The 12,619-nt window shown below is 68.6% G+C and carries 17 protein-coding genes; 9 read left to right on the forward strand and 8 right to left on the reverse strand.

Going from position 1 to position 12,619, the window contains the following annotated elements; genetic code table 11:
- Positions 1-11: 11 nt before the first annotated feature.
- Positions 12-569: a type 1 glutamine amidotransferase domain-containing protein gene (locus tag ACQI46_RS19975; RefSeq protein ID WP_427095773.1), complete on the reverse strand. Its 558-nt coding sequence runs from the start codon at positions 567-569 to the stop codon at positions 12-14.
- 74 nt (positions 570-643) lie between these two features.
- Positions 644-916 (reverse strand): hypothetical protein, encoded by a 273-nt coding sequence (locus ACQI46_RS19980; RefSeq protein ID WP_427095774.1) that lies wholly within the window; start codon positions 914-916, stop codon positions 644-646.
- Positions 917-1,111: 195 nt separating this feature from the next.
- On the opposite strand from ACQI46_RS19980, the gene ACQI46_RS19985 reads away from it, so the two are divergent.
- The gene (locus tag ACQI46_RS19985; protein WP_427095775.1) at positions 1,112-1,327 is read left to right on the forward strand and encodes an acyl carrier protein; all 216 of its coding nucleotides are present in this window, start codon (positions 1,112-1,114) and stop codon (positions 1,325-1,327) included.
- A 116-nt stretch (positions 1,328-1,443) separates the two neighbouring features.
- Positions 1,444-2,154, forward strand: a complete 711-nt coding sequence (locus ACQI46_RS19990) for a cutinase family protein (RefSeq protein ID WP_427095776.1) — start codon at positions 1,444-1,446, stop codon at positions 2,152-2,154.
- A 22-nt stretch (positions 2,155-2,176) separates the two neighbouring features.
- Here the strand turns inward: ACQI46_RS19990 and ACQI46_RS19995 are convergent, their stop codons facing one another.
- Positions 2,177-2,431, reverse strand: a complete 255-nt coding sequence (locus ACQI46_RS19995; RefSeq protein WP_427095777.1) for a hypothetical protein — start codon at positions 2,429-2,431, stop codon at positions 2,177-2,179.
- A 186-nt stretch (positions 2,432-2,617) separates the two neighbouring features.
- Here ACQI46_RS19995 and ACQI46_RS20000 point away from each other — a divergent pair, with 186 nt between their 5' ends.
- Both ACQI46_RS20000 and ACQI46_RS20005 read left to right on the forward strand, forming a co-directional pair.
- On the forward strand, positions 2,618-3,310 hold the full coding sequence (locus tag ACQI46_RS20000; protein ID WP_427095778.1) for a HemK2/MTQ2 family protein methyltransferase: 693 nt from the start codon (positions 2,618-2,620) through the stop codon (positions 3,308-3,310).
- The gene (locus ACQI46_RS20005) at positions 3,307-3,543 is read left to right on the forward strand and encodes a CDGSH iron-sulfur domain-containing protein (RefSeq protein WP_427095779.1); all 237 of its coding nucleotides are present in this window, start codon (positions 3,307-3,309) and stop codon (positions 3,541-3,543) included. The genes ACQI46_RS20000 and ACQI46_RS20005 overlap by 4 nt, the downstream gene beginning before the upstream one ends.
- A 55-nt stretch (positions 3,544-3,598) precedes the next feature.
- Here ACQI46_RS20005 and ACQI46_RS20010 read toward each other — a convergent pair whose 3' ends face one another.
- Positions 3,599-4,609: an iron-containing redox enzyme family protein gene (locus ACQI46_RS20010; protein WP_427095780.1), complete on the reverse strand. Its 1,011-nt coding sequence runs from the start codon at positions 4,607-4,609 to the stop codon at positions 3,599-3,601.
- A gap of 223 nt (positions 4,610-4,832) precedes the next feature.
- On the opposite strand from ACQI46_RS20010, the gene ACQI46_RS20015 reads away from it, so the two are divergent.
- From ACQI46_RS20015 to ACQI46_RS20025, 3 genes are all read left to right on the forward strand, one after another.
- Positions 4,833-5,819, forward strand: a complete 987-nt coding sequence (locus ACQI46_RS20015; protein ID WP_427095781.1) for a ferritin-like domain-containing protein — start codon at positions 4,833-4,835, stop codon at positions 5,817-5,819.
- Between the two features lie 133 nt (positions 5,820-5,952).
- Complete coding sequence (locus ACQI46_RS20020) at positions 5,953-6,123, forward strand: hypothetical protein (protein ID WP_427095782.1); 171 nt, start codon at positions 5,953-5,955, stop codon at positions 6,121-6,123.
- Positions 6,124-6,246: 123 nt separating this feature from the next.
- A complete protein-coding gene (locus ACQI46_RS20025; RefSeq protein ID WP_427095783.1) occupies positions 6,247-7,491 on the forward strand; it encodes a KasA/KasB family beta-ketoacyl-ACP synthase in 1,245 nt (414 codons plus the stop codon).
- A 4-nt stretch (positions 7,492-7,495) separates the two neighbouring features.
- Here ACQI46_RS20025 and ACQI46_RS20030 read toward each other — a convergent pair whose 3' ends face one another.
- Together ACQI46_RS20030 and ACQI46_RS20035 are read right to left on the reverse strand one after the other, a co-directional pair.
- Entirely contained in the window at positions 7,496-8,344 is an 849-nt protein-coding gene (locus tag ACQI46_RS20030; protein WP_427095784.1) for a hypothetical protein, read from the reverse strand.
- Positions 8,341-9,051, reverse strand: a complete 711-nt coding sequence (locus ACQI46_RS20035) for a hemerythrin domain-containing protein (RefSeq protein ID WP_427095785.1) — start codon at positions 9,049-9,051, stop codon at positions 8,341-8,343. The genes ACQI46_RS20030 and ACQI46_RS20035 overlap by 4 nt, the downstream gene beginning before the upstream one ends.
- 59 nt (positions 9,052-9,110) lie before the next feature.
- On the opposite strand from ACQI46_RS20035, the gene ACQI46_RS20040 reads away from it, so the two are divergent.
- Both ACQI46_RS20040 and ACQI46_RS20045 read left to right on the forward strand, forming a co-directional pair.
- Positions 9,111-9,827 (forward strand): NUDIX hydrolase, encoded by a 717-nt coding sequence (locus ACQI46_RS20040; protein WP_427095786.1) that lies wholly within the window; start codon positions 9,111-9,113, stop codon positions 9,825-9,827.
- A 79-nt stretch (positions 9,828-9,906) separates the two neighbouring features.
- On the forward strand, positions 9,907-10,449 hold the full coding sequence (locus tag ACQI46_RS20045) for a hypothetical protein (protein ID WP_427095787.1): 543 nt from the start codon (positions 9,907-9,909) through the stop codon (positions 10,447-10,449).
- On the opposite strand, the gene ACQI46_RS20050 is transcribed toward ACQI46_RS20045, so the two are convergent.
- Both ACQI46_RS20050 and ACQI46_RS20055 read right to left on the reverse strand, forming a co-directional pair.
- Entirely contained in the window at positions 10,431-11,363 is a 933-nt protein-coding gene (locus ACQI46_RS20050) for a phosphotransferase (protein ID WP_427095788.1), read from the reverse strand. The genes ACQI46_RS20045 and ACQI46_RS20050 overlap by 19 nt on opposite strands.
- A gap of 16 nt (positions 11,364-11,379) precedes the next feature.
- The gene (locus tag ACQI46_RS20055; RefSeq protein WP_427095803.1) at positions 11,380-12,600 is read right to left on the reverse strand and encodes a mechanosensitive ion channel domain-containing protein; all 1,221 of its coding nucleotides are present in this window, start codon (positions 12,598-12,600) and stop codon (positions 11,380-11,382) included.
- Positions 12,601-12,619: the final 19 nt, after the last annotated feature.

Genomic DNA, 12,619 nt, shown 5'->3' on the forward strand with positions numbered 1-12,619 from the left:
AACACCGGGGTCTAGGTGTGGGCCGGGGTGTTGGCGAACTGATCGGTGATGGCCTGACAGAACGCCGGCAGATCCTTCGGGGAACGGCTGGTGATCAGGTTGCCGTCGATGCACACCTGCTGGTCGACCACGGTGGCGCCCGCGTTGCGCAGATCGGTGCGCAGGCTCGGATACGACGTCACCGTGCGGTCTTTGACCACATCGGCCTCCACCAGCGCCCACGGGCCGTGGCAGATCGCCGCCACGGGTTTACCGGATTGCACGAAGTCCCGCACGAACGACACCGCGGACTCGTCGAGTCGCAGCTTGTCGCCGTTGACGGTCCCGCCGGGCAGCACCAGCCCGTCGAATTCGTCGACGCGGGCGTCGGCGACCTCGCGATCCACCGGGAAGGTGCCCGCCGGTTCGAGGTCGTGGTTGCGGGCGTCGATCTCACCTGATTTCACCGACAGCAACTCGACCTGGCCGCCGGCGTTGCGCACTGCGTCGCGGGGTTGTTCGAGTTCGACCTTCTCGACACCGTCGGCGGCGAGAAAGGCGATCTTCCGGCCTTGCAGTTCGTTCGGCATGGCACTCCTTTCGTGACCTGTCAAGGTCTTTCGAGGGTCTGCTGCCGGTTACCCGCTGCGGGCCGAACGAACCCCTAGCCCTCGGCGTGCGGGGTGGGGCTCTGCGTCGACTCCCACTTGGATTCCAGGGACCTGGTGACGCGGGTGCCGGCCGCCAGATCCAGTTGGAAGGTCTCGGCGTTCTCGTCTTCGAAGGTGATCCGGAAAACGGCCTCAGCCGAGTCGTTCGGGTCCACGCGGTCCACGTGAACCACCTTGCACGGCCGTTCACCGGAGCCACGGTCGACGAGGAGAAGATCTCCGGGTGCGACGTCTTCGATGCGGTCGTTGGCCGAAACGTTGGACATCGTTGCACCGTAGCCGACATCAGCGCACCTGTGTGCAACGAGGTCCCTCTGCGGGGTCGGTGTGGCAATTGCGTTGTCAGCAGCGCGCTTTGGCCCCAGCTGCAGGAATCTGACGAAAGCCGTTTCACAGTGACGCGTCCGGGTATCGCGGGGTTCGTCCCACGTCCGACCCATACACACCCACAGGGGGCCCTCATGCCCAGCGGAGAAACCGGATTCGACGACGTCAGTTTCGACTTGATCTCGGTGCAGTACCACTCGTTGAAGGCCGGCCACGACTACGGCCAGTACGTCCGCGACGCCCGCAACGCCGGCCGCGAGGACATCGCGTCCTTCTTCGAGGAAGTGATGTCGCAGGACGCCGCCCGGGCGCACAGATGCCATGAGTTCCTGCGCGAGCTGACCGGATAGCCCGGCGCCGAACCGGGCAACTCGAATACACAACCCCGCGACTCGTTTCGCCTGGGCCGCGCCGGGTATTGCTGGTCTGCGCGTCAACCCCGCGCATGCCGGCATAAGGAGTCGAGATGGCAGGACGAAAATGGGCCCGGGCCGCCACCGCAGCGATGTTCGCTGTATGGACGGCCATGGCGACGGCGATGGTGGGGACGTCCCCCGTCGCGAACGCGCAGACCTGCCCCGACGTCGAAGTGGTCTTCGCGCGCGGCACCAACGAGGCGCCCGGTGTCGGCGGGGTGGGGCAGGCCTTCGTCGACGCGGTCCGCGCGCAGGCCGCGCCCCGCACGGTCGGCGTCTATGCGGTGAATTACCCTGCCGGCGACAACTTCTCGGCGCGGGAAGCGTTCGCCCTCACCGTCATCGACGGCATCCGCGACGAGGCCAACCACGTCCAAGCCATGGCCGCCAACTGCCCCGACACCCGCCTGATCCTCGGCGGCTACTCGCAGGGCGCGGTCGTCAGCGGGTTCGTCACCTCCGATGTCGTGCCGTCGAGCGTGCCGGCCGCCGTCGCCCCGCAGCCGATGCCCGCCGACATCGCCGAACACGTTGCCGCGGTGGTGCTGTTCGGCACGCCGTCGGGCCCCTTCCTGAGCAGGTACCAGGCGCCGGCGATCACGATCGGACCCGCATACGTCGGCAAGACCCTGCAGTTGTGCGCCGCGGGGGACACGATCTGCGACGGTGCCCCCGACGGCGGACCGACCCTGGCGCACGCGCTGTACTCGATCAACGGGATGACCAACGACGGTGCCCGGTACGCGGTCGAGCGTCTGTGAAGGCCCGAAGGCCGGCAGGGGATCAGGCCCCTGCCGGCACCGGGTAGCGGTCGTTGACGTCAGCGTTGGTGTCCTTGCGGGCGCAATGAGCGCAGCAGAAGATGCCTTCGTCGGTCTCGATCCCGTGACCGAGGATGCGGCAACCACAGTGCCGGCACTCCGGCGCCAGCTGCACGGCAGCGCATTCCACGCTGTCGAACGTCGCTGAGCGACCGTCATGCCACGTGACGGTGAACGCCTTGTCGTAATCGTTACCGCACGTATCGCAGATGGCCATGAGAGTTCCTTTCGCCTCGGGTGTCGCAGGGTCGGTTTCCCGTCCCCACCATCGACAAACGTCACCGGTTGGGCCTCGAGTCCGTTTGATTCCGCAAGCGAGTGGTTTGACCTGCGACGAATGGGGCACAAAGGAAAAGCGACGTTGCACAGGCGTCGCCGAGACTTTCAGCGAGGAGCAGCACACGTGACAACTGCATACACCGATTTCGACGCCGTCGCGACGCCACTCGACGTGTATCCGCCCCAAGAGGATTCGTACCTACTCGTCGACGCGATGAACCAGGCGGGTCTGGCCCCGGGTGCACGGGTTGCGGACCTCTGCACGGGCAGCGGTGTCGTCGCGGTGGCGGCCGCCACCGCCGGTGCCGACGAGGTGACCGCCTTCGACATCTGTCCGAAGGCCGTGCAGCATGCCCGCGCTTCCGCATCGGCTGCCGGAGCGAAAGTCTCGGTGCACCGGGGTTCGTGGGCGCGCGCAGTGGAATTCGGACCGTTCGACGTCGTGCTGGCCAACCCGCCATATGTGCCGCAGAGCCCCGCTGACGACACCACCGACATCCCACCCGCCGCCGGCCCCGCGCAGGCTTGGAACGCCGGCACCGACGGCCGCCTGGTACTCGACCCGTTGTGCGCGGCGGCGCCCCTGCTGCTCGACGAGGGCGGCACCATGTTGATCGTGCAATCGGAGTGCTCAAACGTCCGGAAGACACTCAGCCTGCTGCGTGCCCACGGTATGCGCGCCGAAGTCGTTGCCCAGCAGCTGATTCCGTTCGGTCCGGTGATGACGGCCCGCGCGCAATGGCTGACCGCCGCCGGGCTGCTGGCTCCCGGCGCTCGGTGCGAGCGCATCGTGGTGGTCCGCGCGGACGCGCCATGAGCGACCAACCCGCCCGCCTGGTACGTGTCGTGCCGGGCGGGCCGGTGCTCGTCGAGGGGCCGGTCTGCGTCGAGCTTCCCGACGGTACGACCGTGGAGTCCGACCGGTTCATGGTGGCGATCTGCGCCTGCCGGCGGTCGAAGACCTACCCGTTGTGCGACACCAGCCACCGCCGCCGGCAGCGCACCGACACCAGCGCCGACGACCAGAAAGCGAACGCGGGCGGGGCCTGACCGGCACCGCCCGCGTGGCGCGTCACTCGCGCGTCATCCCCGCCTCATGCGCGGCTCACTCCAGGGGGCGACGCAGAGACGACCGGCCGTCGACCCAGCACTTCATCAGGTGCTCGGCCAGCCGGTCCTCCACCAGGCCGAAAGCCCGAATCCCGAACACCACGTCCTGATTGAGTTCGGGTTCGCGTGCCACGAGATCGCCCACGACATCGGTGCGTACCACCTGTTCGTGCACGGCGTCGGCCTCGACGTGCTCGCGGTAGAACCCCGCACACTCGTCGGGCGCACCGAGGCGCTCCAAGGCCTGCACCATGCGCCGTGACCCGGGCGGCGACGTCACCTCAGTCGCGGCGAAGTGCCCGACCGCCGCGCCGCGCCACCGCCGGTGCAGACCGAACATCGACATCACGTTGACCACCGCCAGCGACTCGGCGGACACGGAGTTCAGATAACCCAGGTAGGTGGTGTCCAGGTCGGCGGCGGCCATCAGGTCGGCGAACAGCTGCTGATGCAGCTGGGGCCCCTTGCCGGCGCCGAACTCGTCGAACTCGACGGCCACGAACGACGCCTTGGCCTGACCCGTCAGCCGCGGAATCGCGAAGGCGTGCGGGTCACCTTCTTTGAGGTGGTACACCGAGCGGTGGACGAAGTACTCGCGCATCTGCTCCCAGCTGCCCTCGTCGCGCAGGAAGTACGAGGGTCCGTTGCCCTGCACCGGCTCGACACACAGCGCGTCGAGTTCGGCCAGCGCACTGACGTCCGGGTCGATATCGCCGATGCCGCGGCGCAACTCCTCGAGGAACAGTTGCTCCAACTGTCCGCGCAGATACAGCAGTCCCGGATTCCACTCCCAGCCGGAATCCACCCCGGCGAAACCCCGGTAATGCAGCTCGTAGCAGATGTACAGCGCCAGCTGCACGTCGATGCCCGCCGGATCGGCGTCGGCCAGCGAGGTCTCCACACGGGTCAGGTAACGCAGCGGGGCGCGTTCGGCCAGCAACTCCACCACGGACATCGAGATCGGTCCACGGGGCTCAGGCAGCAGAGGTTGAACCAAAGTCGGCATCACGGGGGGCTAAGTACCCAGTGGTACCGAATGCAAACACAGTTTCGAAGAGTTGCGCAGCAGTACCCACTTCCCCCGGCGCCCTACACATTCTGCAGGGAATCTCACAACTCGGCTTATCACTCGTCGGACGGCACCGGGACGGGTAACCGCTAGGCAGGCGCAGACGAGAAATGTGCTCACCGAACAGGTGAATATCACTTCGAAGGGGTGAAACACACTTATGGCCACCACAACCAAGAACCAGGCCCGAACCAATGAAACGGCGACGCTGATCGCCCAACTCCGGACCCTGCTCGATCTCACGCACACCGAGATCCAGGTCGCCGAAACCCGAATCAGCCAGGCCCGCACCGACGCGGTGCGGCGCGAGTTGACCGAGAACGCGGAGAATGCACGCCTCCGCGCCGAGTCCATCGAGCAGGCCATTCGCAACCTCGGGGGATTCCCCGACGTCATCGGCCCGTTCCTGGGGCGCGCCGCAGCCGCGGTCAAGGCCCTCACCGAGCAGGCCGAGCCGTTCGACGAGGCGTTGCTCGGCGACCTCGCGCTCGAGGGTCAGCTGCTCGACCGCTCGCGTTACCTCAAGGCGCTCGCGGTCGGGGCCAAGAACTCCGAGGTCGAGGACCTGGCCACCAAGCTGATCACGGCGCACTCGGCAACCGTCGAGTGGCTGACCACCGTACTGGCCGAGGACGCCCTGGGCGGTCCCGCTGCCCTGCAGCGCACACCGATGCAGGCCGCGGCCGGAATGGCGATCAAGCTGGTGAACCTGCCGCTGACTCTGTCGACCCGCGGCGCCGACCGCGCCGCCGAGGCGCTGCGTTCGGTGCGACCGGCGATCAATGAGCTGGCCGAGCGCACCTCGCGGACCGGCGACATCGCCGCCAAGGCGCTCGCCGGGGCCCGCAATTCGGCCCTCGAGGAGGCCGAGCGGATCACCCGTGAGGAAGGCGCCGACAATGCGGCCGACGCGATCCACAACGCCCGCGGCGCGACCGGCGTCCTGGATGCCGGCGAGCTGCCGATTCCCGGCTACGACGAACTGACGGTCACCGAGGCGGGCAACGCCGTCAAGGAGTTGACCGATCCGTCCGACATCCGGGTCATCATCGCCTACGAGGAGGCGCACAAGAACCGTCAACGAGTCGTCTCGGCGGCGCAGACGCGCCTCGCCGCGATCGCTCAGGAAGTCGTCGGCATCAGCTGACGCGCTCCACGCACTGCGGACCGGTGCGAGCCTCACGGGGCTCGCACCGGTTTGTGTGTTTGCTCACCACTTTTGCGGGTACTCGCCTTACCTCCGGCCGGTGCGAGACCGGTCCCCGGCATCAGGAGGCGAAGTGACTGCCCCTCGGTCCAGTGTCGCTGGGCACGCCCTGCCCAGCGCCGTCACCGCAATGATGAACCATGTTCGGCATCTGGCCGGTACGTTGCGGCGCGAACCACAAGCCGCCCCGTCTGACTGGCGCAACGAGCCGTCGGCGCCGGTCGGATGGTGGAAGGCGCTGTAGAGCAGCACTGCCGCGTTCGCGCGCATTCGTTGCCGGGAAGGAGATCCCTTGACGAAGTGTCGAGCCGCCGATTAGAGAGTTCCGTGATGGAGTGATCGGGAGACGACACGGAGAGGGACCAACGTGGCCGAATCGGAGGGTGTGCGGCCCGCCGTCGTGGTGACTGCTGTCGCTTCCACAACGCCGCTGGCGACCGACGCCGAGAACACCTGGTCGCAGCTGTTGGCGGGGAAAAGCGGCATCGGTCATATCGGCGAGTTCCTGCCCGGCGACGTGGAGCTGCCGGTACGCATCGGCGGCCGCGTCACCGAGGATTTCGACACCGAACTCAACCGCGTGGAAATCCGTCGGCTGTCCTACATGCAGAAGATGGCGCTGGTGCTCAGCCGGAAACTGTGGAAGAACGCCGGTGAGCCGGAGGTCGAGACGCGGCGCCTGCTGGTCTCGATCAGCCACGCGTTCGGCAGCACCCGCGATCTGTGGACCGGCTACGAGGAGTTCAAATCCCGGGGCCTGCGCGCGGTTTCACCGCTGGCGGTGCAGATGCACATGCCCAATGCGCCGGCCGCCGCGGTCGGGCTGGACCGGATGGCCAAGGCCGGCGTGATCTCGCCGACCACCGGCGACGCGTCGGGTGCCTCCGCGGTCGCCGAGGCCTGGCGCCTGATCACCCTCGGCGAGGCCGACGTCGCGATCTGCGGCGGCGTGGAGTCCAAGATCGAGCCGGTACCCCTGGTGGCGTACAACAACATGGGCGTGCTCTCGAGGAACAACGACGACCCGGAAGGCGCGTGCCGGCCCTTCGACAAGGACCGCGACGGCATGGTCTTCGGCGAGGGCGGCGCGTTGCTGCTCATCGAGTCCGAGGAGCACGCGCGGGCGCGCGGTGCCACGCCGTTGGCCCGGCTGCTGGGCGTGGGCACCACTGCCGACGCCCACGACCTGCTGGAACCCGACCCCTCCGGGGAACAAGAGGCGATGGCGATCCGCCGCGCGCTGACGCTGGCCGGGGTTGCCGCCGACGATGTCGACCATGTCAACGCGCACGCCGCCGGCACCAAGGTCGGCGACCTGACCGAGGCGCGTGCGCTGTGCCAGGTGTTCGGTGACCACCGTCCCGCCGTCACCGCCCCGAAGGCGGCGCTGGGGCACTCGATGGGTGCGGCGGGCGCGATCGAGGCCATCCTGACAGTCCAGGCGCTGCGTGACGGCGTGGTGCCGCCGACGCGGAATCTGCGCACCCTGGACCCGGAGATCGACCTCGACGTGGTGACCGGGGAACCCCGCCGCGGCGACTACCGGTATGCGCTGAGCACCACGCTGGGCTTCGGCGGGCACAACGTGGCGCTGGTCCTCGGCAAGTACTGACCTCTCACCGGACCAGGTACTGCTGGCCCGGCAGAAACGACCCGATCAGCTCGGCGCGCGCGCCGCGTGACTGCACGACCTCGGCGAATGGGTCGCCGGCGTGCATCGCCAGCAGAAGTGACTGCGCCCCGAACCAGTCTCGCGCCGCCACGTCGCGCTGGGCAGCTGCGGTGCTCTCATTGAGAGCCCAGTTCGAGATGAACAGGTCGGCGGTCACGTCGAGGCTCTCGACCAGGCCGATCGGCACGATGTTGACCCGTCCCGGAACGGGACGTACCGGACCGCGACAGTGCAGCACCACCTCCGCGGGGCCGAGCACCGCGCTGAGATAGAGCCACTGCAGCGCCGCGAAGACGGGGGTGTCGAGCACCACGCACGTCGGGTGGTTGCCGTGCCGTCGGTGCAGCAACCGCATCAGGCTGCCGAACCCGCCGCCCCATTCGACGACCGTGCCCACGTCGCGGATGCAGCGTCCGGTGGCTTTCTCGTAGCGCAACAGGTGATACAGCTGGTGCACGGTGTTCGACGACGTGCGCACCGCGGTCCCGGGCACCGGCACCGTGGGAGGTGACCCGACCGCGTCCTCGGCCAACAGTGCGACGTCGTCGAGATGGTCCAGCACATACGGCAATTCGTGGGGCAGCAGGTGCTCGTCGACGAACATCTGGAACCGGATCACCGGGTGCCGCAGGAAATCCGGCGGGGGAACCGGCAGCAGGCCACGCTCGAGTTCGGCGTTGCGGGCGGCCCAGTCCGCGCGCACGTAGCGCGGTGTCGTGCAGTGCCGGACATGATCCAGCTGCGCCGAGAAGTCCTGCGCCAGCTCCTCGAAACAGCTGCGTGACACCGTCATCGTGAGGTGTGCGTGTCCGGGCGTTCGCCGCGGGTGAGTGGCGGTACGTGTTCGAGGACGCCGGCCACCTTCGCCAACCCGCCGGAGACCGCGACCGCCGCGGACGCCGGCGTGCCCGAGGTGCGCCGGGACAGCTGGTCGAGCCGGTCACGGAGCCGGTCGATCACCGTCAGCGGGGCGGCCGCGGCGACGTTGCCGGGCGGGCGACGGGCGACGACCGGGTGCGGACGGGTCGGCGCGGTCCGGCGCACCGCCTCCCAGGCCCAGCCCGTCGCGATGAGCTGCCGGTGGCTGAGCGCCTGCTGCAGCTTGGGCAGCAGGTCGTCCTCCTCGTCGCGGACGTCCTGGCGCAACAGCTCGGCGATACGGGCCCAGAGCTGCCGGTGGCGCGCGTCGTCGGGCGGCGTGCGTTCGAGCTCGGTGAACAGCTCGTTGATCTCCTGGTGTTCCTGCTCGATCTGCAGGGTCAGCGCTTCACCGTCGGACAGCACTTTCCGAGCCAGCGGCCACAGCACCGACTCCTCGGCGAAGGCGTGCGGGAACACCAGCCGGCACAGCCGGGTCAACAGCTCCTGGCGCGCGGCGCCGTCGGCGGTGTCGATCGCCTGCAGGAGGCGGTCCAACTCGACGTGCTCGCGCTTCTGCCGAGCGAGGATGCTGTGGGATCCACCGAGCTCAGCGGTCGATTGAGTGGACAGGGAGGTCATGGTCGGCGGTTACCCCGTATGGATGCGGCCAACCGTCGGGTGCTCAGTAGTCTGGCGCGGTGACCATCGATTACGACGACGCGCTGCGGGCCGCGATCACGCAGCGGCTGGCCGGCCACCGTCGGCGCACGGTCACCGACCCGGACAAGCGCCGTGCGGCCGTGGCGGTGGTGCTGGTCGACTCGCTGGTCGGTGAGGACCGCGTGGACCCGGCGCCGGTGGACGATTGGATCGCCGGGCGGCCGATGCCCGAGGACCTCGACGGGCGCATGGTCGACGTCTCCGGTGGCGCGGCGTTCTTCCTGTGTCGCAGGGCTTCGCGGTTGTCGACGCATTCGGCGCAGTGGGCGCTGCCGGGTGGTCGACTCGATCCCGGCGAGACCGCGGTGGATGCCGCGCTGCGTGAGCTGCACGAAGAGCTCGACGTCGAGCTGCCCGGGTCCGCTGTGCTGGGCGAGCTCGACGACTATCCCACCCGTTCGGGTTACGTCATCACCCCGGTGGTGGTGTGGGGCGGCGGACGCTTGGATCCCCGTCCGGCGCCGGACGAGGTGGTCGCTGTGTACCGCGTCGGGTTGCATCAGTTGACCCGGGAGGACTCGCCGCGGTTCATCAGCATCGCCGAGAGTCCGCGCCCGGTCGTGCAGATTCCGCTCGGCAACGACCTGATCCACGCGCCGACCGGCGCGATCCTGTTGCAGCTGAGGTGGCTGGGGCTGGAGGGTCGCTCAGACCCCGTAGACGGCCTGGAACAACCGGTTTTCGCCTGGCGTTGAGTGTCGAGGGTTTGTTTGCTCGGATGCTCGGGTAGACCTCCCGGGACCGACACGAACCCGACTGGGGACACCTTTAGCCATGACATCAGCACAGCTCACCGCCCGCCATCGCCTTCCAGGCGGTGGCACGTTCACCCGGCGGCGCATTGCACTGGCGTCGGCGATGGTCGCCGCGGGATTCGCCGGATGGCTCGGCGCCACCGTCGACGAACAGCCGTCGGCGCCCGCGCCGTCCACGCAGTCCGCCGCGCCGGTCGCCGCTGTGCCCGCGCCGGTCGCCGCTGTGCCCGCAGCCGCACCCGCCTCTGTCGAGTCGCTGCCCGCAGGCGTTCCGGCCGGTCCGCGGGAGTTCCAGAGCAGCGGTCAGGTCATCTCCGTGTCCGGTGACACCATGACCACCGCCGCCGGCGGTGAGACGACCACGTTCCGGATCACGCCGCAGACCACCCAGATCACCCTGCCCGGCGTGTCGGCGCCTTATGCCGCAACGTCATTCGCGCCCAAGCAGAGCGTCGTGGTCCTCGGTGTCGTGCACGACGGTGTCCCGGTGGCCACCGCGATCGCCGACGAGCGCGCAGTCGGCCCGAACGGGCCGCCGATGGACTACCAGCTGCCCGCCTGATCACGCCAGTCCGCGACCGCCTGTGCCAGTCCCGTTGTCAGCAACGGCAGTTGGTCAACTAGGGCCACACACGCAAGGAACTGCAGCTGTCGCGCCCGGCTCATCAGCCGTACCACGTCGGCATCGATACTGCGCAGTCCGCGCTGGGCGGCCGCGGCATCGTATTCGGCGATCGCTTCCGGTCCGAGCATCGCGACGTCCCACTCCACGGGACCGAGGCAGGCGTCCTCGAAGTCGCCGAACACGATCCCGGTCTTCGTGCGAATCACGTTGTGTGACGGGGCGTCTCCCTGGATCGGTTGCACCGTGGCCGCGGGGAACGCCGCCTGGAAACTCTGCGCGTCGGTCAGCACGGCGCGCAACGTATCGAATTCGCGCCGTGCGCGGTCGATGTCGTCGGCGCTGAGCAACTCGTTGGGGTGCAGCGCGGCCAGCAGCTCCGGCACACCGTGGTTGAACGGCGCGAGAAACGGCAGTGGATGCGGATATGCGGCGAGTTGGGCGTGCAGTTCGGCGCTGAACGACAGGTCCACCCCGTGATAGGGCTCGTGATCGTCGGCCAGATCGGCGAGTTCCCAGAACGTCATCGCGAAACCGTCCTGCCGAACCGGTGCTCGCGGAACCTGCGCCGCCGGCTTCACGACCGGAACACCACGCTCGGCCAGCCATGCCGCCACCTCGAGTTCCCGTTGCTGACGCCGGGTTTGGTCATCTGGCGTCGCGGCGCCGGTCACGACGACCGGGATTCGGGCCACCACAGGTTCGGGGTCCAGGTGCACCACGACGGAGAACACGTCGTGCAGCACGGTCGCTCGCTCCGCCCCGAGCCCCAACTCCGTCGCGGCGCGCAACGCCGCCGCGGCGGCACGTCGAGTGCGGTCAGCCAGCTGCTCGGTCGTCATCGGGGTGGCCACCGACGCCACCCTAGTGTCACGAACGCTGTGTCACCGCACCATTTTCGCGCGCGTAATGGTCGGTCTGAAACGCGCGGTTGCGCCGCTGGCCCCGCGCGCTGCCGCTGAACAGACCGGCATCGGCCTGTGCGCCGCTGAGCGGGGCATGGTCGGTGCGGTGCTGCGCATCGTCTCCGGGGTGGTGTTCGATCCGCTGCCGCGGCAACCCGTTGGGATGGGTGGCCTGCAGCCACGCGACCATACCTTCGCGGATATGGCAGCGCAGGTCGAACAGCGCACCCGCGTTGGACGCACTGACCAGCATCCGCACCCGTACCAGCCCGCCGACCGCGTCGGTGATCTGCAGGACGCCGACCCGGCCGTCCCACAGGTCGTTGGCGCGCAGCATGCGGTCCAGTTCGGCCCGCATCTCGTCGAACGGCACGGTGAAGTCGACGTCGAGTTCGACGGTGCCCAGCAGTTCGGTCGCGTTGCGCGTCCAGTTCTGGAACGGCGTGGTGGTGAAGTACGTGCACGGCAGCACCAGGCGGCGCTCGTCCCAGACGTGCACCACCACATAGGTCAGGGTGATCTCCTCGATGCGGCCCCACTCCTCTTCGAGCACCACCACATCTCCGACGCGGATCGCGTCGGAGAACGCGATCTGGATGCCGGCGAAGGCTGCGCCCAGCGAGGTCTGGGCCGCCAGGCCGGCCACGACGCTCAACACGCCGGCCGAGGCGAACATCGTCTTGCCGATGTCGCTGAACGACGGGAACGTCATCAGGGCGGCCGCGGCACCGAGCACCACGACGATCGCCACGACGATGCGCCGCAACGTCGTGACCTGGGTGCGGATCTTGCGCCGGTGCCGGTCGGCGTCGGTCAACCCGGTGTCACCGCCGGCGAACCGGGAGACGATCTGCCGTTCGGCGACCCGCACCAAGCTGACCACGGTCCAGGTGAAGCTGGCGATGAGTGCGATGACCAAGGCGTGGTCCACCCAACCGCGCCATCCGGCCTCGGTGGCAGTGGTGCGGCGCACGGCTGCGGACGCGGCGATCACCACCAGGGTGGCGCGCAGTGGCATGCGGGTCAGTTCGGCGACGTCGCCCAGGACGGCGCTGCGCCGGCCCAGACGCTGCAGCACCCACGACAACGTCAGTCCGACTCCGTAGGCCAGGGCCACGGCACCGGCGATCCATGCTGCGGCGACCGCAAGCCCGGTGGCGGATTGCATCTCGATCGCATCGTCCATACAGCTGACTCCTGTGATC

The organism is Mycobacterium sp. SMC-4 (genome assembly GCF_050205565.1).
GTDB lineage: Bacteria > Actinomycetota > Actinomycetes > Mycobacteriales > Mycobacteriaceae > Mycobacterium.